Source organism: Methanocaldococcus infernus ME (assembly GCF_000092305.1).
Taxonomy (GTDB): Archaea; AGJL01; Methanococci; order Methanococcales; family Methanocaldococcaceae; genus Methanocaldococcus; species Methanocaldococcus infernus.
The window spans coordinates 871253-890545 of record NC_014122.1; the positions used below are offsets into that span (position 1 = coordinate 871253).

Annotated in this window: 20 protein-coding genes and 1 CRISPR repeat array; of the genes, 10 read left to right on the forward strand and 10 right to left on the reverse strand. The window is 34.4% G+C overall.

The annotated features are described in order from the left end of the window. Nucleotides 1-4: 4 nt before the first annotated feature. Nucleotides 5-1339, forward strand: coding sequence for an AIR synthase related protein (locus tag METIN_RS04840; RefSeq protein WP_013100375.1), 1335 nt, complete (start codon nt 5-7; stop codon nt 1337-1339). On the opposite strand, the gene tfrB is transcribed toward METIN_RS04840, so the two are convergent. Continuing rightward, the gene (gene tfrB / locus METIN_RS04845; protein ID WP_013100376.1) at nt 1310-2719 is read right to left on the reverse strand and encodes a fumarate reductase (CoM/CoB) subunit TfrB; all 1410 of its coding nucleotides are present in this window, start codon (nt 2717-2719) and stop codon (nt 1310-1312) included. The two genes, METIN_RS04840 and tfrB, sit on opposite strands and share 30 nt — an antisense overlap. Nucleotides 2720-2866: 147 nt before the next feature. Here tfrB and METIN_RS07805 point away from each other — a divergent pair, with 147 nt between their 5' ends. After that, on the forward strand, nt 2867-3115 hold the full coding sequence (locus tag METIN_RS07805; RefSeq protein WP_394295975.1) for a type II toxin-antitoxin system RelE family toxin: 249 nt from the start codon (nt 2867-2869) through the stop codon (nt 3113-3115). 5 nt (nt 3116-3120) lie between these two features. Here METIN_RS07805 and METIN_RS04850 read toward each other — a convergent pair whose 3' ends face one another. After that, on the reverse strand, nt 3121-3336 hold the full coding sequence (locus METIN_RS04850) for a hypothetical protein (protein ID WP_013100378.1): 216 nt from the start codon (nt 3334-3336) through the stop codon (nt 3121-3123). Nucleotides 3337-3544: 208 nt separating this feature from the next. Between METIN_RS04850 and aspS the strand changes: the two genes are divergently transcribed. From aspS to ilvN, 5 genes are read left to right on the forward strand one after another with little or no spacing between them, the layout of a single operon-like run. Continuing rightward, entirely contained in the window at nt 3545-4840 is a 1296-nt protein-coding gene (gene aspS, locus METIN_RS04855) for an aspartate--tRNA(Asn) ligase (protein WP_013100379.1), read from the forward strand. Then, nucleotides 4837-5613: a YkgJ family cysteine cluster protein gene (locus METIN_RS04860; protein WP_013100380.1), complete on the forward strand. Its 777-nt coding sequence runs from the start codon at nt 4837-4839 to the stop codon at nt 5611-5613. The genes aspS and METIN_RS04860 overlap by 4 nt, the downstream gene beginning before the upstream one ends. Before the next feature lie 9 nt (nt 5614-5622). After that, nucleotides 5623-7137: a carbamoyltransferase C-terminal domain-containing protein gene (locus METIN_RS04865; RefSeq protein ID WP_013100381.1), complete on the forward strand. Its 1515-nt coding sequence runs from the start codon at nt 5623-5625 to the stop codon at nt 7135-7137. Next, on the forward strand, nt 7134-8045 hold the full coding sequence (locus tag METIN_RS04870) for an EF-Tu/IF-2/RF-3 family GTPase (protein WP_013100382.1): 912 nt from the start codon (nt 7134-7136) through the stop codon (nt 8043-8045). The genes METIN_RS04865 and METIN_RS04870 overlap by 4 nt, the downstream gene beginning before the upstream one ends. A gap of 5 nt (nt 8046-8050) precedes the next feature. Then, entirely contained in the window at nt 8051-8554 is a 504-nt protein-coding gene (ilvN, locus tag METIN_RS04875) for an acetolactate synthase small subunit (RefSeq protein ID WP_013100383.1), read from the forward strand. Between the two features lie 63 nt (nt 8555-8617). Here the strand turns inward: ilvN and thsB are convergent, their stop codons facing one another. The 6 genes from thsB to METIN_RS07840 form a co-directional block, all read right to left on the reverse strand. After that, a complete protein-coding gene (gene thsB / locus METIN_RS04880) occupies nt 8618-10240 on the reverse strand; it encodes a thermosome subunit beta (RefSeq protein WP_013100214.1) in 1623 nt (540 codons plus the stop codon). Between the two features lie 84 nt (nt 10241-10324). Then, the gene (gene map, locus METIN_RS04885) at nt 10325-11197 is read right to left on the reverse strand and encodes a type II methionyl aminopeptidase (RefSeq protein WP_013100384.1); all 873 of its coding nucleotides are present in this window, start codon (nt 11195-11197) and stop codon (nt 10325-10327) included. Then, complete coding sequence (locus METIN_RS04890) at nt 11187-11483, reverse strand: hypothetical protein (RefSeq protein WP_013100385.1); 297 nt, start codon at nt 11481-11483, stop codon at nt 11187-11189. The genes map and METIN_RS04890 overlap by 11 nt, the downstream gene beginning before the upstream one ends. Before the next feature lie 4 nt (nt 11484-11487). After that, on the reverse strand, nt 11488-13287 hold the full coding sequence (feoB, locus tag METIN_RS04895) for a ferrous iron transport protein B (protein ID WP_013100386.1): 1800 nt from the start codon (nt 13285-13287) through the stop codon (nt 11488-11490). Next, nucleotides 13284-13505, reverse strand: a complete 222-nt coding sequence (locus METIN_RS04900) for a FeoA family protein (RefSeq protein WP_013100387.1) — start codon at nt 13503-13505, stop codon at nt 13284-13286. The genes feoB and METIN_RS04900 overlap by 4 nt, the downstream gene beginning before the upstream one ends. A 531-nt stretch (nt 13506-14036) precedes the next feature. Beyond that, nucleotides 14037-15230: a CRISPR direct-repeat array (repeat unit 30 nt; unit sequence GTAAAATAACGCCCCTAAGGGGATGGAAAC). A gap of 60 nt (nt 15231-15290) precedes the next feature. Further along, nucleotides 15291-15500 carry a hypothetical protein gene (locus tag METIN_RS07840; RefSeq protein WP_013100388.1) on the reverse strand — a complete coding sequence of 70 codons (210 nt, stop codon included), beginning with the start codon at nt 15498-15500 and terminating at the stop codon, nt 15291-15293. A 29-nt stretch (nt 15501-15529) separates the two neighbouring features. Between METIN_RS07840 and METIN_RS04905 the strand changes: the two genes are divergently transcribed. Genes METIN_RS04905 through METIN_RS04915 form a run of 3 tightly spaced genes read left to right on the forward strand, consistent with a single transcriptional unit; the run spans nt 15530 to nt 18073 of the window. After that, entirely contained in the window at nt 15530-15847 is a 318-nt protein-coding gene (locus tag METIN_RS04905; RefSeq protein ID WP_013100389.1) for a gamma-glutamylcyclotransferase family protein, read from the forward strand. After that, a complete protein-coding gene (argB, locus tag METIN_RS04910) occupies nt 15847-16719 on the forward strand; it encodes an acetylglutamate kinase (protein WP_013100390.1) in 873 nt (290 codons plus the stop codon). The genes METIN_RS04905 and argB overlap by 1 nt, the downstream gene beginning before the upstream one ends. Nucleotides 16720-16723: 4 nt before the next feature. Continuing rightward, on the forward strand, nt 16724-18073 hold the full coding sequence (locus METIN_RS04915; RefSeq protein WP_013100391.1) for a TldD/PmbA family protein: 1350 nt from the start codon (nt 16724-16726) through the stop codon (nt 18071-18073). Here METIN_RS04915 and METIN_RS04920 read toward each other — a convergent pair. Both METIN_RS04920 and METIN_RS04925 read right to left on the reverse strand, forming a co-directional pair. Beyond that, on the reverse strand, nt 18048-18887 hold the full coding sequence (locus METIN_RS04920; RefSeq protein ID WP_013100392.1) for an ADP-ribosylglycohydrolase family protein: 840 nt from the start codon (nt 18885-18887) through the stop codon (nt 18048-18050). The two genes, METIN_RS04915 and METIN_RS04920, sit on opposite strands and share 26 nt — an antisense overlap. Nucleotides 18888-18998: 111 nt before the next feature. After that, a complete protein-coding gene (locus METIN_RS04925; protein ID WP_013100393.1) occupies nt 18999-19202 on the reverse strand; it encodes a histone family protein in 204 nt (67 codons plus the stop codon). Nucleotides 19203-19293: the final 91 nt, after the last annotated feature.

A 19293-nucleotide genomic window follows, 5' to 3' on the forward strand; every position in this document is an offset into this window, starting at 1 on the left:
ATTTATGGATATTGAAGAGTTTGTAAGGAAAAAATTAAGGGAAAATGTCCCTGAGGAAAAGATAATTGAAGAAGGATTCAAGAGAGTTTTAGAATTTAAAGAGAATGAAGAGTTTTCACTAAAGTTTATTAAGGCTGTCTTAGAAGAGGTTAAGGCATCAGAAAAAATACTAAAGATTAAAGATGAAACTTTAAAGAACCTTCTTCTCTACCCAAGAGCTGGGGTGAAGATGGGAGAGGCTGGAGTTGGAAGTAGAGGAGAAGGAGACTTCTTTGTCCATAGAGAGATAGCAAGGATTATAAAGAGTTGTAAGTCAAGAGCTATCATAGACAGTGAAGACCAAGATGATGCTGGAGTTGTTAAGGCTAAGGGAAAATATATAGTTGCTGCTGTTGATGGGACACATTCAAGGTTAAGTGAATTCCCCTTCATAGCTGGCTTTCATGTGGCAAGAGCAGCTTTAAGAGATATATATGTGATGGGAGCTGAGGGCTTAGCTCTGTTAAGTGATATACATTTAGCTGATGATGGAGATGTTGGAAAGATCTTTGACTTCACAGCTGGGATAGCTACAGTTTCAGAGGCTACTGAAGTTCCTTTAATAGGAGGGAGTACCCTAAGAGTTGGAGGGGACATGGTTTTAGGAGAGAGGTTGGTTAGTTCAGTAACAGCTATAGGCTCTGGAGACCATATAACAGCAAGGAGACATGCTAAGGAAGGAGATCTTATATTAATGACTGTTGGCTCTGGTGGAGGAACCATATGTGCAACAGCTATTTATCATGGCTACTTTGATGTGGTTTATGAAACCCTAAATGTTAATTTCATTTTAGACTGTCAAAAGTTAATAAGAAACTCTTTAATAAATAAGGTTCATGCTATGACAGATGTCACAAATGGAGGAATAAGAGGAGATGCCTTTGAGATCTCTAAGACTGCTAAGGTTTCTTTAGTTTTTGACTATGAAACTTTAGTTAAGACAGTGAATAAAAAAGTTTTAAAGATGTTGGAAGAGCTAAATATAGATTTCTTAGGGGTTTCAACTGGTTCTTTATTAATTATATGTCCTGAAGACACTGCAAGGGAGATAAAGAGGTTGATAGATGTTATTGAAGTTGGCTATGTTGAGAGAGGGAATAAAAGTTATTTATTAAAAGATGGGAGAAGGGAAGAGTTAAAGCCAAAGTTTAGAGAGGCTCCTTACACACCAGTTAAGAAGGTTGTTGATAGAGAGCCTGAGAACTTTGAGGAGATGAAGGAGAAGATAAGGAAGGCTTGTGATGAAGCCATAAAAAAGAAAGAGTTTGTCTTAAATAACCTTCTTAAGAAGAGAAACTAAGTTAATAACATCTAAACCCTGCTCTTTTAAGTGAAGCTCACAGAATGGGCATATAGTAATAACTTTATCAACATCTCTAAATTGCTTAGCTCTTCTCTTTCCTAACAGTTTAGCAAGTTCCTTAACTCCACTTCTAACTCCTCCCCCAGCTCCACAGCATTGGGGCTTAGAGTCTAAAAACTCTATTCCAGGAATTCTTTTTATAAGCTCTCTTGGCTCTTTATAGACATTTTGCCCTCTTCTCAAATGACAAGGATCATGGTAAGAAACCCTTAGCTTTAGCTTTTTATATTCTCTCTCAAACTCTATTAAAAGCTCTGAGATGTCTTTAACATTCTTTAACTTGTAGTCATTCTTTAATGTGCTTCCACAGCCAGCACAGACTGTAACTATATAATCAATATCTAAACTTTCAAGGGTTTCTAAGTTTTTTTCCATTAAGTCCTCAGCTACATCTCTCTGTCCAGTTCTAAGCATAGGTGAGCCACAGCAAACTTGAGCCTTTGGAAGATAAACAGAGATGTTATGAGCTAAGAGAACCTCTATAGTGTCAAAGCCAACAGCTATATTTCTATAGTCTATCAAACAGCCAGTGAAGAAAGCTACCCTCAACTTTTCATTTTCAGCCTTATAAAACTCTTTAGCTTTCTCTAAAAAGCTTTCTTTTATTTTTGGAATACTTCTATTACTCTTTAAAATATTTTCTCTAACCTTTCTATGCTCTTCCAAGAAATAGCCTTTTTTAAATGCCAACTCTCTAAGCTTTTCAATAGCTCTCTCTAATTTAATATTCATTGGACAAACTTCAACACAGGAAGAGCAAGTTGTACAAAAATAGAGATTCTCAAAGAAAGCTATTCTTTCTCTATCTTCCTCATCTCTCTTATCTAAGGAAAATCTCAATAGTTGTCTCATCACTGTAGCCCCTGGGAAGTTGGAAGAGCTTCTTGCTGGACATGTGGATAAGCAAGATAGACAGTCTATACAAGCCCTCAACTCCTTAGTTTTTTCTACTTCACTCTCCTCTATCTCCTCTAAGCCATTAGGAAGTTTCTTTCTAACTATGTAGTTTCTTATACTCTTAAGCTTCTGATAGTAGGGCTCTCTATCTACAATCAAGTCCTTTACAACTCTAAATCCTCTTAGTGGCTCTATTAGCATGTTATCTTTAACAAGGGTTTCACATGCCAATCTTGGAGAGCCATTTATGGTTAAAGCACAGCTTCCACACTGTGAATTTCTACAGGAAGCTCTAAACTTTATGTTTGCTCCATATTCTCTATTTATGTACTCAAGAGCCTCCAAAACTGTAAGATTCTCTGGGACTTTATATTTTTCAATTTTCCCTTCTCTATTGATCTTGATGGTTATCATAGTCATCATTTAAATAAGATTTTTGTTTTAAATAGAAAATTCCCCAAATCAAAAATAGCAATATTTATATTATATTATTATGAATATTTCTGATTGTATCTTCTCCTTCTTAAAGCCTAATAGGGTGATATAATAACTTATTTTAAAGTTGAAATTCACAAAAGTGCCAAAAAATCATTAAAAGATCTCCCAAAATCAATAAAAACAAAAATTATTGAATTTTTAATTCAACTAAAGTCTAATCCTTTTCCTACATCAGATATTAGAAAGTTACGTAATCTTAATAATACTTTTAGAGCGAAATTTGGTGATTATAGGGTTGTTTATTCTATAGACTTTGATAAACGCTTAATACGTGTCATTAAAATTGAGCATAGAAAGAAGGTATATAAGAGACTATAAATTAGTTAGTCAAATAAATCATCTAAAATTTCATCTAAATCTTCCCACTCCTCTCCTTCTAAGATTTTAAGATACTCTTTAACTTCTTCTTCATTAGCCTCTTCTTCAGGTAAAAGCTCAGCCTTTAATTTAAATAAATTTATAACTGTGTCATCAATTAATTCAACTTCATCTTTTTTTAATTTTATATCTACTGATTTGCGGGATATAATAATTACCACCTAATTCAGTAACATAATTCAATAAACCTGCCTAAAAAATAAGTTTTAACGACTCCTAATAGTCCTTAGTTATCTTTTAGTGTAATACTAACCAAATATAAAAACTTTTTTATTATTTACACATTTAAATTCATAGCTATTACTGAAATCCTTTAAATATCTTAACATTAAATTTATTTAGAAAAACTCTTCAGAGGGATGAGAATAAATGATGAAAAGAACACACTACTCTTCAGAAATAACTCCCCAGATGGATGGTGAGGAAGTAATAGTAGCTGGATGGGTACACTCTATAAGAGCCTTAGGAAAAATTATTTTTGTTATTTTAAGGGATAGGGAAGGGACAGTTCAAATAACTGCTCCTAAGCAAAAAGTGGAAGAAGGGGTTTTCAAAACCATAAAGAGCTTGGGAGTTGAAGATGTTATAGCTGTTAAGGGAAAAGTTGTAGCCAATGAAAAAGCTCCTAATGGCTTTGAGATAATTCCTATAGAGGTTGAAGTATTAAATAGAGCTGAGAGGCCTCTTCCATTAGATCCTGCTGAAAAGGTTCCTGCTGAGCTTGACACAAGGTTAGAAAACAGATTCTTAGACTTAAGAAAGCCAAGGGTTCAAGCCATATTTAAGATAAGGCATGAAATGCTAAAGAGTGTAAGGGAAACCTTTTATAGTGAGGGGTTTATTGAGGTTAACACCCCTAAGTTGGTGGCAAGTGCCACAGAGGGAGGAACTGAGCTATTTCCAATTTCTTACTTTGAAAAGGAAGCATTCTTAGGACAGAGCCCTCAGCTTTATAAACAGATGTTAATGGCTTCTGGCTTAGATAGGGTTTTTGAAATAGCTCCTATCTTTAGAGCTGAGGAGCACAATACAAGGAGACACTTGAATGAAGCTACCTCTATTGACATAGAGATGGCATTTGCTGATGATAAAGATGCTATAAAGATGTTGGAGAAGGTTGTTTATAATGCCTGTGTAAGTGTCTATGAGAATAGAGAGAAAGAGCTTAATCTACTAAATCATAAGTTAGAGGTTCCTCCAAAGAGCTTTGATAAAATTACTTATGATGAAGCCATAGAGATAGCTAAAAGAAGAGGAGTAGAGATAGAGTGGGGGGAGGATTTAAGTAGAGAGGCTGAAAAAGCTATAGGGGAAGAGATGGGAGGCTTTTACTTCATAGTTGATTGGCCTACTGAGATAAGGCCATTTTACACCATGCCTAAGGATGATAAGTATTGTAAGGCATTTGATTTAATGTATAAAGATTTAGAGATATCTTCAGGTGCTCAAAGGATTCATATCTATGACATGTTGGTAGAGAGTATAAAAAATAAAGGTTTAAATCCTGATGCCTTCACTTATTACTTAGAAGCTTTTAAATATGGGATGCCTCCACATGCTGGTTGGGGTTTAGGAGCTGATAGATTTACAATGGTTTTAACTGGGCAAGAGAATATAAGAGAGTGTGTCCTCTTCCCAAGAGATAGGCACAGATTGACACCATGAAGTGGGAAATAACATTTGAGGGAATAACTTATAAGTGTAAGTTTTGTACTTACTGTTGCTCTTGTAAAGGCTGGAGAATCTACTTAAATTATTTTGACTATCTAAGGCTAAAGGATTATAAAGAGTTTATTGAGCCAAGTGATGGAGAGTTTAAGTATAAGTTGAAGGTTAATAATAAAGGCTGCTTGCTCTTAAAAAATAATCTTTGTAGGATTCACTTAGAAAAGGGTTATATTTACAAGCCTCTCATGTGTAGAATTTTCCCTTTTAGCATGATGGTTAAGTGGGATGGCACACCTCTTTTAATTATTAAACATTATTGTAGTGGAATAATTAAAGGAGAAGTTGAGAAGAATTTGATAAAAGAAGCTATAAGTAATATTAAAGAGCTTTATTTTGACATTTTTGAAGATCTGATTTATAGAGGGATGGAGCACTCTTCTACAACCTACTTAAAAGAGAATGAGAAAATTACATGGGAAGAGAGGGAAGAGCTTGGAAGATATATTTTAAAATCTAACTCTTTTCTTGAGCTTAAGGAGAGATATAAAGAAATTTTTAGAGAAGATATTAAGATAGAAGTTAAGGAGGATGAAGAGATTTTAAGATATCTTAGAGAACTTCACTACAGAGAACATTTTAGAAAGCTAACCTTAATGGATGAGATTAAAAAACTCTTGGAGATAGGGAAATATTTATCAAAATTTAAGAATGTGTTTGAGGGAGAGAAAAGAGTAGATGAGTGGCTATTTTTAAATAAAAATCTTAATTAGGTTTTTATCATGATTTTAGGCATTCATGATGGGCATAACTCAAGCTCTTCCTTAATTAGTAGAGAGAGAATTTTATGGGCAATGAGTGAGGAGAGATTTGTTAGGAAGAAGAACTATAGAGGTTTCCCAAAAAACTCTTTGAGTTATATTTTAAGTAAGGAAAGAGATTTTGAATATATAACTGTTGGAAGTGTCTTCAGAAGGGGAAAGAGGTTAAGAGATATTAAAGAGTTTCAAAGTAAGGTGATGAAAAAATTACTCTATATTTATCATCATCTTTCACACTCCTATCTTTATAAGCTCTCCAACTTTAAAGAATGCTTAGTCATTTCAATAGATGGAGCTGGAGATGGGTTATCTTTTTTAGCCTCTATTGGAAGTAAGGATCTTGAGATCATAGCTGAGAGTGATGTTATAGACTCTGTTGGAGACTTTTATGCTTCTATAACTGAACTCTTGGGATTTAAGGCTATGAAGGATGAGGGTAAGGTGATGTCCCTCTCTTCATTCCCCTGTAGTGAAAGGATAGAGCTTAAGGTTTTGGACTATATTGAAGAATTAAAGAGTTTTAAAAACTTACTTGGAGTTGTTGGAAGAGAGGGGACAGAAAAATTAAGAGAACTTTTAAATTATAAAGGAGAGAGCTTTAATGAGAAGGTTAAGATTTCAAGATTTGCTCAGGAAACCTTAGAGAGAGCTGTTTTAAAGGCTGTTGATAATTTAAGTAAGGAATATGGGATAGAGAATATAGTTTTTACTGGAGGAGTGGCTCAAAATGTTAAGTTAAATACTAAGATAGCTGAGAATTATAACTTATTTGTCCCTCCATTCATGGGAGATGAAGGCTTAAGCTTAGGCTCCTCTCTCTCAGATAGAAAAATAGGAAGAATAGAGATAAAAAATACTTACTTTGGCTATGAAATAGAGAATGAAAAGGTTGAAGAGATAATAGAAGAGAAAAAATTAAGTTACAAATACTTAGAAGACTCTGAGATTCCTGAAGTTGTTGGAGAGCTAATTTTAAAAAATAATATTATCTGTGTTGCAAGGGGAAAAATGGAGTTTGGTCCAAGGGCTTTAGGGAATAGAAGTATCTTAGCTCTACCAACAAGAGAAAATAGAGAGAGGGTAAACAAAATCTTAGGGAGAGATTGGTTTATGCCCTTTGCTCCAACTATTCTATATGAGCATATTGATGAATATTTAAAAGAGCCAAAATATTCTCCTTTCATGACCCTTCTTTTTAAGGTTAAAGAGGAAAAAATTAAGGAGATTGAAGGAGTTGTTCATGTTGATAAGACAACAAGGGCACAGACATTAAAGAGGGAGAGTAATCCAATATACTATGACACTATAAAATATATTTATGACTCTATCAACTTACCAGTTCTTTTGAACACATCCTTTAACCTACATGGAGAGCCAATAGTTTGCACTGAAAGGGATGCAATAAATAGTTTTTTAAGGACAAAGTTTAATTATCTTCTCTTAGCCAATTACTTAATCAAGAGGGAAAACTTATGATAGTTGGCTGTTTTGGACAGATAGAGAACTTAAGAGAGTTGGGAAAGAAAGGAACAAGTTCAGATATTACACTTTACAACTACAAGCAGGGAGATAAAATAGTTAGTTATGTTGAGCCAACAAGATATCCTGATAAGATAGCTCCTTTGATATATACTATAAATATGATGGACTATGCCTTAGTCTTTATAAAAGAACTGACTGGAGAGTTGGGAGAGACACTATTAGCTTTAGACATGGCTAAGGTTAAGCATGGCTCATTTGTCTTAGGGGATTATGTTGATGAAGATCTCTTCAATCAAGTGATAAAAGGAACATCAATGAAAAACTTTGATATCCTGCCTTGGAACTTCATAGAGATTAGAGAGAAGATTATTAACTTAGATATAGAAAGAGACTTTAGCTATACAAAGATTCCTATTGATCACCACTTTAAGGTTAAAAGTGTTGGTACTGTTGTCTTAGGAAAGGTTGAGAAGGGAATAGTGAAGGTTCATGACACTCTAAAAATTTATCCTATAGATAAGGAGGTTCTTATTAAAAGTATTCAAATCCATGATAATAATGTTAATGAAGCCAAGGCTGGAGATAGGGTTGGCTTAGCATTAAAAGGGGTTGATAGTGAGGAAATAGGTAGAGGCTATATACTAACAAATAAAGATATAGAGGTTTATGATGAAATTAAGCTAAATGTGGAGTGGAACCCCTTTAAGGAGAGAGATATTAATGTTGGAGAAACCTACCAAATAATTTGTAATCTTCAATATGTCTCCTGTACAGTTGAAGATAAAGATGAAGTTAAATTAAAGTTAAATAAGCCAATAGCTTATGATAATGAACTTATTTGGCTACTTGATGGTAGTGCAAAGATAAGGATCCTTGGAGTAGGAAAAATTAAAAAAGGTTGAAAGACATGGAAGGAAGACATGTAATCTCTGCTCTTGTCTTAAATAAACCTGGAGTGCTACAAAGAATTTCAGGGTTATTCACAAGAAGAGGATTTAATATTCATAGTATAACTGTTGGAGAAACAGAGAATCCAAATATATCAAGAATGACTATTGTGGTTAATGGAGATGATAAAATTTTAGAGCAAGTTGTCAAGCAATTAAATAAGTTAATTGATGTAATAAAGGTTAGTGAGCTTAAAGAGAAAAGAGCTGTTGAGAGAGAACTCTGTTTAATAAAAGTTTATGCCCCAACAGAAACAGCAAAGTCTCAAGTTATTCAGTATGCAAATATCTTTAGGGGAAGAATAGTTGATCTAAGTCCAGAATCATTAATAGTTGAAATTACAGGAAGTGAAGATAAAATAGATGCCTTTATAGAGCTTGTTAAACCACTTGGCATTAAAGAGATGGCAAGAACTGGAGTTACAGCTTTAGCAAGGGGTCCTAAAGTTTTAAAGTCTAAATAAAAAATTATGAATTTAAATTAACCAATCTACTCTAATAAAAAAATAAAAATTAGTTAGAGGAGCTTAGAACTCCTCATCTTCTCCTCCCATTCCTCCGCCTTTCTCTTCTCCTTTGGATTTCTCTGCAGCTATGACATCATCAATTCTTAAGAGCATAACTGACGCTTCAGTAGCTGAGTCTATAGCTTGAGTCTTAACCTTTAATGGCTCAACAACTCCTTTTTCTAACATGTTAACGACTTCTCCTTCAAAGACATCTAATCCGTAAACTTCTCCTCCTTCTTTCTCGTGTGCAGCTCTTAACTTGACTAACATGTCAATTGGATCTAATCCAGAGTTCTCGGCTAAGGTTCTTGGAATTACCTCTAATGCATCTGCGAAAGCTCTAACAGCGAGTTGCTCTCTTCCTTCTATACTTTCAGAGTATTTTCTTAATCTCTTAGCTAACTCTATCTCAGCAGCTCCTCCACCGGCTACAATTCTTCCATCCTCTAAGGCGCACTTAACAACGCCTATAGCATCTTCTAAAGCTCTTGCAACCTCTTCAACAACGTGCTCGGTTGAACCTCTTGCTAATATTGTAACTGCCTTTGGATGCTTGCAGTTTTCAACGAAGATCATTGCGTCTCCAGCAACCTTTCTCTCTTCAACTAATCCAGCCTCTCCAAGGTCTTCTGGGGTTAAGTCATCTATCTTAGTAACGATTCTTGCTCCAGTAGCCTTAGCTAATTTCTCCATATCTGACTTCTTAACTCTTCTAACTGCTAAGATTCCCTTCTTAGCTAAGTAGTGCTGAGCTAAGTCGTCAATTCCCTTCTGACAGAACACTACGTTAGCTCCAGTAGCAGCTATCTTATCAACCATATCCTTAATCATTTTCTCTTCTTGCTCGATGAACTCAATTAACTTACTTGGGTCAGTTATTCTTATCTCAGCGTCAGTTTCAGTTTCTTTAACTTCAATTGGGCAGTTTAATAATGCTATCTTAGCGTTTTCTACTTTCTTTGGCATTTGTGGGTTAACTCTCTCCTTGTCAATAACAACTCCTTTTATTAAGGTTGTTTCTTCTATTGGAGCTCCTTCCTTCTTCTCAACTTTTATTAAATCTTTATCAACTTTTCCAGTCTCTTCATCAACGACAGATCTAACAGCTTCAACGACTATTTCAGCTAACTTCTCTCTTGCCTTCTCAGCTCCTTTTCCAGTTATTGAAGTCATTGCGATTTTCTTTAACATTTCAGTGTCTTCTGGCTTAACTTCCTTAGCTATGTTCTTTAACTCCTCTATAGCCTTATTTCTTGCTAACTCATAACCGTTTATTATAACACTTGGGTGTATATTCTGATCTAACAACTCTTCAGCCTTTCTTAATAACTCTCCAGCGATAACAACAGCTGTTGTAGTTCCATCTCCAACCTCTTTCTCTTGAGTCTTAGCGACTTCAATTAACATCTTAGCAGCTGGATGTTCAACACTCATCTCTTTTAATATGGTAACTCCGTCGTTAGTAACTATTATATCTCCTAACTCGTCAACTAACATCTTGTCCATTCCCTTTGGTCCTAAGGTAGTTCTTACAGTCTCAGCTATTATTCTCCCTGCCAAGATGTTCATTCTTTGAGCATCTCTTCCAACGTATCTCTTAACATTCTCTGGTAAAACTACTATTGGAGCGTTCATTGCCATCCCTATCACCTTTCACTTGGTTCTTGCTTCGGTATGTATATGTTGTTGTAGTAGTATATAAAGGTTTTGGTTTTGTTGTTTTAATTATTCAGTTATAACAATAACTTTATCTTCAGTTATGTAAATAGTATGCTCAGCCTGAGAAACCATTCCTCCCTCTTTTTCTTTTAAAATAGGATAGCCATAGATAGCATTAGCTTTTAAAAGAGAGTTTAGAATAAATCTATCTTTTTTATCTTTAATTACCCATCTTTCAGCAAAGGGGAGATAAGGATATTTTTTAGAGATCTCATCTAACAATTTTTTAGCTTTTAAAAGTCTTATAGGCCTTTTAGCTAAGAACTTATATATATTTCCAAGCTCCCCATCCTTAACCATTCCAAAGCCATCAGTGGCAAAGGGCTCTATAGCTACTAAGTCACCAACTCCTATAGTTTTATTTGTTTTCTCATAGACATTTGGAATACTTATCCCAGTGTGTAACTCATATCTATACATCACATGCCCAGAGAGGTTAGCAATTGGCTTAAAGCCATAGCTTTCAATAGTTTCCTGAATAATTTTTCCCATCTCTCCAATATTCATAGGAATCTCTATTCTATTGATAACTTCTTTTAGAGCATCTTCTGAAGCTCTCACTAACTCTTTATACTTTCCTGAGAGATCTATGGTTACAGCTGTATCTGCTATGTAGCCATCAACATGAACTCCTAAGTCAAGCTTAACCAAGTCTATGTCATTGAAAGTTAGAGGGTCATTAAAACTTGGAGTGTAGTGAGCAGCAATATCATTTATAGAGAGGTTACAGGGAAAAGCTGGCTCTCCTCCAAGCTCTTTAATTCTATTCTCAACAAATTCAGCCACATCAATTAACTTAACTCCTGGCTTTATCATCTTTTTAGCTTCCTCTCTAACTTTCTTAGCTATCTCTCCAGCTTTTAGTATCTTATCTATCATTTTCCCTTACCTTTAGATATAGATCTATAGTAGAGAGAAGTCCAAGGAGTAAAGAAGGAGTTAAAGCTTCTCTTGGATCATATCCACAGATAATTCCTATTGAGTAAGTTAGTAAGGTTAGGAAAGAGACTATAAAGATTCCTGTCCCTATAATTGAAGCCACTAACCTAAAGCCCTCATGGTTCTTTAAGTATAATATTCCTACAATAAATAAAGATATCTTCCCTAAAATTTCTGGCTCAAAGATTGATAAAAATATATAAAGTAAAGCTAAAATTACTCTCAATTTCTCACCCTAATATTAGTGAAGCAATGGCATAAATCAATGAGGAGAGGATGTAAGCTATTAATAAACTTGAAATCATTGAAAATAAAGCCCATTTCCAGCCAACCTCTGATTTTAGAGTGGCTAAGGTTGCTATGCATGGGAAGTATAAGAGGGAAAATACAAGATATGAGAGAGCTGAAGGTAGGGTGAATGATAAATTCCCTTTATATAAGATCTCTAAGCTACTGACAACAAGCTCTTTAGCAATAACTCCATAAATTAGAGAAACTACAGCCCTCCAATCCCAATTTTGTATAAAGATGTGGGAAAGAGTTTCTCCAACATAATATGATAGAGAGTTCTCTGGAGTTGGATAAGTTAATAAATATATTAAGATGGATCCAAGTAAGATAATGGTTGAAGCTTTGTATAAGAAAGCTTTAACTCTAAACCAAGTATTCCTAAATATTGATGAAAATGTTGGAACATTATAGTGAGGAAGCTCAATAATCAACTCCATTGGAGGGGTTTTAAAAACAACTCTTCTTAATATAAGGGTTAAAAAGATAGCTACAAATAGACCTAAGAAATAGTAAAAGACTAAGAGAATTCCTTGATAGCTCTTAAAGAACATTGCTATGAAGAAAGCAAAGATTGGTAAACGAGCAGTACATGGGATAAATGGAGAAATAATAGCTGTTATTATTCTGTCTGCCCTATCCCTAATAACTCTTGTAGCTATAACCCCAGGAACATTACAACCATAGGAGATAATTAAAGGAATTGAAGCCTCTCCAGGTAGCCCAAGCTTTTTTAAAATAGAGTCTAATAAATAAGGAACTCTTGAAAGGTAGCCACTCTCCTCCAAGATAGCTAAGAAGATAAACATAAATGCTAAAATTGGGATAAAGGAGAGAACTGTTCCAACCCCTTCAATAACTCCATCAGCTAACAAATTTATAAAAAAGTTATTTCCTAAAGATTTTATATAGCTGGCTAAGGTGTTAAAGAAGAGTGAGATGAGGTCAACAAGTGGAGCACTTGTTTTAAATGTGAAATTAAAAAGAAGCCAAAATATTGGGATCATTACTAAGTAGCCATACTTAGATAGTATAACTTCATCTAAGAGGTTAGTAATATCTTCTTTCTTTTCTACTTTGACACACTCTTTTATAATCTCTTCAATAACTCTATATCTCTCTTTGACAATTTCATCTCCTAACTCTTTAGTAGCTAAGAATCTACTAATTTTCTTGTCTTTAAATTTCTCTTCTAACTTTTTTATTTTCTCTTCAATCTCCTTTGAATACAGGGTTATTTTTTTATCTCCTTGTTTTTTTGAGAGCTCATAAATTTTCTCTATAAGTTTGTCTATGTTTATATCTTTAATTACTGATATGGGGATAACTTCTAAATTAAGTTTCTCTTTTAACTTCTCAACATCTATCTTTATCCCAAGCTCTTCAGCCTTATCTATCTTATTTAAAACCAATAGTGGCTTAATTCCCAAGTCAAGGAGTTCTAAGGTTAAATATAAGTTCTTCTCAAGGGCAGTACTATCCAAAATATTTATAACCAAGTCTGGCTTATTATTAATTAGGTAGTCTATAGCTATCTTCTGATCAATTCCTTCTGATGATAAAGTATAGAGTCCAGGCAGATCTATAACTTTAAACTTTTCATCCTTATATTTGAAAAGTCCTTCCTTTTTCTCCACTGTAACCCCTGGCCAATTTCCAATATAAACATTTTCCTTAGTTAGCTTATGAAATAGTGAAGACTTCCCAACATTTGGATTTCCAATTAAGGCTATTTCCTTCATTCTAAAACCTCTCCAAATATTTTTTTAGCCTGCCCCCTTCCAATAGCTACTTTCCCCCCTCTAACTTCTAAGACAACTGGGCCAAAATCATTTTTTAAGATTTTTACTACACTTCCCTCTACAATCCCTAACTCTTTTAATCTTTCTTTAATTCCAAATCCTCCCCCTATATTCAAAATTTTAAATTTTCCTTTTTTGACATCACTTAAACTTATCATTTTCTCACAATCAAATTTTCGGCTAACCGAAAATTTTTATGTAAGTAGTATATAAAGCTTTCTCCTAAAACCTTTAGAAGAAACTTTTAGAAAAAGTTTCATCAAAAAATTTAGAAAGTTTGATGATTTTTATATAATGTCTTATTTTTTATTTTTGTTTGGGTTGTATCACGTTTAAAATTCTTATTTTTAGGTTTTTGTTGTTTTCGTGTGAGTTTTTTGATTTTTATTTGGTTTTTAGTTGGCTTCGGAGGGTAGCTTAATGTTATTAATTTGAATATTCGGTTTTTATGAATTATTGAGATTTTTTAGTTTTTTAGGTTATTTATTTTTAGAATTTTATTTTCCCTTTGGAAATTTTGTTTTTGGTTTAAAGGTTTAATTTTATTTTAGTATTAAGGAAAGTAAGTATTTTTATCAAACTTCGGATCTTTTTAAATAAATAGGAAAACCTAACCTTCATCCAGTTGATTAGGGATAAAGCTTATATACTATAAGAGCGAATGTTATAAACAAGCAAAATTTTGCTTTGTAAAATAACGCTCCTTAGGGGATGGAAATTTAAGCTCGAGATGCAAATCATAATCACAACCAGTTTCCGTAAAATAACGCCCCTAAGGGGATGGAAACGAAAGTATAAGGAATTGAATGATGAAGATAGAAAAAAGATTTGTAAAATAACGCCCCTAAGGGGATGGAAACGTATCTATCTCAATCTCATCCTCATCTAAAAGTAAAATAACGCCCCTAAGGGGATGGAAACCTTTTGTGAATTTTGAATAATCGTTTAAAATGCTCTCTATAAGTAAAATAACGCCCCTAAGGGGATGGAAACTATAACCAATCCAAAATAGCACTATTGATAATAGTATAGTAAAATAACGCCCCTAAGGGGATGGAAACGGATATGAGCGTTTCTCCTCTTGGTAATTGCATCAAGTCCGAGTAAAATAACGCCCCTAAGGGGATGGAAACTCAATATCAATTTTCTTATGAATTATTACATTCGGGTAAAATAACACCCCTAAGGGGATGGAAACTTTATATACGTATTTTTTTCTTAATAAATTTATCCAGTAAAAGTAAAATAACGCCCCTAAGGGGATGGAAACGTGATTCTGATGATCTTTCCACCAAGTTTTACATCTAGGTAAAATAACGCCCCTAAGGGGATGGAAACGCTCTCTACATAATGGACAAGATTGCATTCACAAGAGCAAGGTAAAATAACGCCCCTAAGGGGATGGAAACAGGGCAGCCCCAGGCTGCCCCTCATGGGAGAGCCTCCTCCGTAAAATAACGCCCCTAAGGGGATGGAAACAAAGATAAGAGGGAGGAACTCAAGCCCTCCCCCTTGTAAAATAACGCCCCTAAGGGGATGGAAACATAAATGGCGCTAATATTGATGTTGCAATTGTTTTTTTAGTAAAATAACGCCCCTAAGGGGATGGAAACTATCTAATGACTAACGCGGATAATCCTCCCAACACTAGTAAAATAACGCCCCTAAGGGGATGGAAACTATCTAATGACTAACGCGGATAATCCTCCCAACACTAGTAAAATAACGCCCCTAAGGGGATGGAAACTATTATCTATTTTATACTTGCTAATCTTAATATACCTTGTAAAATAACGCCCCTAAGGGGATGGAAACTATTATCTATTTTATACTTGCTAATCTTAATATACCTTGTAAAATAACGCCCCTAAGGGGATGGAAACCAAATATCGTTTTTTTTTACTTCAACTTTTGTTATAAGCAAAATAACACCATTAAGGAGACTAAAATAGCTCTTCTAAACACTTCAAAATTCTCTTATATTGTTCATCCAAGTATAAAAATTTATCAACATCTTCTTTATCAGCTTTTTTAAGAAACTCCTCTTTCTCTTTACATCCCCATTTTTCAAATAACTTTTTTATATCAGCTTCAATATTTTTTAACTCTTCAGTAAGGACTTTTTTCATAGACATATAAATTAGCTTATCCAAACCTATCACCTCATTTTTGGTGAAAAGGGATGAATGTCTTTGCCTATGGAGAGCTTATGAAAGACAAAGTTTTAAAAACTTTAATTGGTAAAGTTCCTAAAAAGATTAAGGGAAGGGTCTATAACTACAAAAAATTTTTTGATAACTCTATTGGTTACTATGGAGCTAAGAGAGAAGAAGGAAGTTATATAGATGGAGTTATCTTAATAGATATAACTCCTAAAGAGTTGGAAATCTTTGATGACTTTGAGGATCTCAATATTTACTACATAAGGGAGAAAACCAAAGCTATAGGAGAGGATGGAAAGGAGTATGAAGTCTATATATACTTGAGAAAGGTGGAATGATGGAAAAGGCTAAGGTTCTCTTGGAAGCTCTTCCATATATTCAGAAGTTCCATGATAAGATTTTTGTTATTAAATATGGTGGCCATGCAATGATAGATAAGAATATAAAGAATTGGACAGCTCAGGATATTGTTTTATTAAAATATGTTGGGATTAAGCCAGTTATAGTCCATGGTGGGGGGCCAGAGATAAATAAGGCCATGGAGAAGATGGGAAAGAAGCCAGAGTTTGTTCATGGGCTAAGAGTAACAGATGATGAAACCTTAGACATTGTTGAGATGGTCCTAACTGGAAAGATAAATGGAGAAATAGTTTCAAAGATAACTAAATATGGAGGTAAAGCTGTTGGCTTGTCTGGGAAATCTGGAAGGATTATAGTGGCTAAGAAGAAGATAAAGAAGATAAAGACAGATAAGGGAGAGATTGAAATAGACTTAGGAAAGGTTGGGGAAACAGTTGAAGTTAATACTGAACTCTTAGAAATTTTGATAAACAATAACTATATTCCAGTTATCTCACCAATAGGTTTAGATGTGAATGGAGAAGCTTACAATATGAATGCTGACACTGTTGCAGGAGATATAGCAAGTGCCTTAAAGGCTGAGAAGTTGATAATGATAACTGATGTAGATGGAATTATGGAGGATGTAAATAGGCCAGAAACACTTTATAAAAAATTAACTGTAGATGAGCTTAAGGAACTTTTAGATAAGGGAAAGATAAAGGGGGGAATGATCCCAAAGGCTGAGAGTGCTATCTATGCTATAGAGAGTGGAGTTAAGAGTGTTCATATCATCAATGGGAAAATTCCTCATGCCCTTCTCTTGGAGATATTTACAGAGGAAGGGATAGGGACAATGATAACCAAGTGAAACCATGATAGACAAGATTGTAAAAGAGATAGAGAAGTATGATGCAAGCTATATAGATGTTAGATATGTAATAAGAGGGAAGAGCTCATCTATTGTATTGAAAGATGGAAAATTAGAGGAGATAAGTTCAGGCTATTCCAAAGGGATAGCTGTTAGAGTTCTATATAAAAATGGCTGGGGCTTTGCTAAGTCATACAATTTAGAGAGTTATAAGGAATTGATAGAGAAGGCTTATAGAATAGCTAAGATAAGTAATGAATACTCAACAAAGGAGGTTAGGTTAAAAGAGTATAAAGCTGTTAAAGATAGCTATAAAGTTGTTGGGAAAGTTGATCCTAACTCCATAGACATTAGTGAGAAAATTGAGATAGTTAAGGATTGCTATGAAACCTTGCTAAATGAGAAAATTAAGAGTGCTTCAGTAAGCTACACAGATGGCTTTAGTAAAGGAGTTTTTATAAACTCTGAAGGCTCTGTTATAGAATCAGAAAAGTCTTTATTTATCTTAACTATGAACTGTGTAGGAAGGGAAAATGGAAATTTACAATACTCTGGAGAGAGAATAGGAGGCTTTAACTTTGAGAAAATATATGACTACAAAAAGAAAGCTACTGAGTGTAAGGAGAGAGTTTTAAGATTGTTGAAAGCTAAGCCCTGCCCAAAGGGAGAGTTTTTAGTTGTCTTAGACCCAGAGCTTGCTGGAGTTTTCATACATGAAGCTGTTGGCCATGCCTCTGAGGCTGACTTGGTTTTACAAAATGACAGTGTCTTTAAAGATAAGTTAGGGGAAGAGGTTGGAAGTGACTATGTCACAATTATAGATAACCCCAACATAGAGGAGAGCTTTGGCTTTTATAAGTATGATAGTGAAGGTGTTAAGGGAGAGGAAACAGTTATTATAGAGAAAGGAGTTTTAAAGAGCTATTTACATAGTAGGGAAACAGCTGGAAGGATGGATATGGAATTAACTGGGAATGGTAGAAGTGAAGGGCTTAACAAACCATTGGTTAGGATGAGCAACACTTACATAAAGCCAGGAGATTGGACATTTGAAGAGCTTATAGAGGATACTAAGAATGGCATATATATGGTTGGCTCAAGAGGAGGGCAAGTAGATACGGGAAAAGGAGTTTTCCAATTCAGTGCTGTTGAAGCCTTCAAAATAGAGAATGGGGAGATAACAGAGAACTATAGAGATGCTGGGATCAGTGGAGAAATTTTAAGTATTCTGAAAAAAATAGATGCTGTTACTAAGGACTTTAAGTTAAGTGTTGGCTACTGTGGAAAGAATGGGCAAAGTGTTCCTGTTGGAGATGGAGGAGGTTATGTTAGAACAAGGATAACAATTTCTTAACCTTCTCCTCCAAGATTTCTTTATTTTTCAAGCCTTTCAAATATCTCTTAGGAACTCTTTTATAGTAACTTCCTGCCAATGCTCCATAAATAGATGCTAATGTATCTGTATCTCCTCCAGCATTTACACACTTCAATAACCCTTCTTCAAAGTCCTCTTCTAAAATAAAGGTTGCTATGGCTGAGGGAACTACTTCATAGGCTAAAACACCAGTACCAAATAGTTGATAAGCTTCTTCAACAGCTTTTAAACTTTTTATTCTCTCCAATAGCTTAGAAAACTTGTAATTGAAGTTCTCTAAGAATTTTATACATCCATCTAAATCTTTCTCTTCTTTAAAAACTAAGTAGGCAATAGCCAAAGCTCCAGCAATGGCATCTTTATTATTGTGGGTTATCTTTGAGTATAAAATAACCTTTCTCTTCAATCCATCTAAGTCCTTACAAACTAAGCCTATAGGGTAGATTCTCATAGCTGCTCCTGAGCTTGGGCTATCAACTCCTGAAAGATCTCCTCTCTCAAGCTTCTCTATAGCCTTCAGTGAGGTTAAGCCAATATCTGGAGGGTTTCTATTTTTCCACTCAATCAACTTCCTAATAAATATATTTATATCTTCTATCCCATCTATCAAGGCAAGAGCTTGGTCAGTGTCATCTGTCCATTCTCCTCTCTCCTTCTTTCCCTTTAAATAGTTCTTTGGCTCTTCATAATCCTCTATAAATCCATAGAGCTTTTTAATTTCCTCTCTTTTTAAGCCCTCAGCTGGCATTCCTAAGGCATCACCAATAGCTGCAGAGAAGACAACAGATTTCATATTAGTCACACATTTACATATTTGGATATAAAAAACAAAAAAATAGATAGTATGATATACAAGAAACTCTAATAAAATAATAATTGTCTAAAAATCAAAAAAGTTGAAAATTTACTTTTTCAAAGCTAACTTGACATCTTCAACCTTAACTGTCTTCCTCTTAGCATGCTTAGCCAATTCTACAGCTTCCTTAGCTATATCTAATGCTATTTCTTCAATAGCCTCAGCCAAGTACTCAGCTGCAGCTCTACTTACTCTCTCAGCTCCAGCCTTCTTTAATATTCTTTCAAATGGTGCAACTGGTAATTCACCCATTCATATCACCCTTTTAAAGCTTTTACATTTAATTTTTGTTTTAAAAAGGGGTATTTAAAGTTTTCGGTAAATTGTGCTTTTCTCCTTGAGA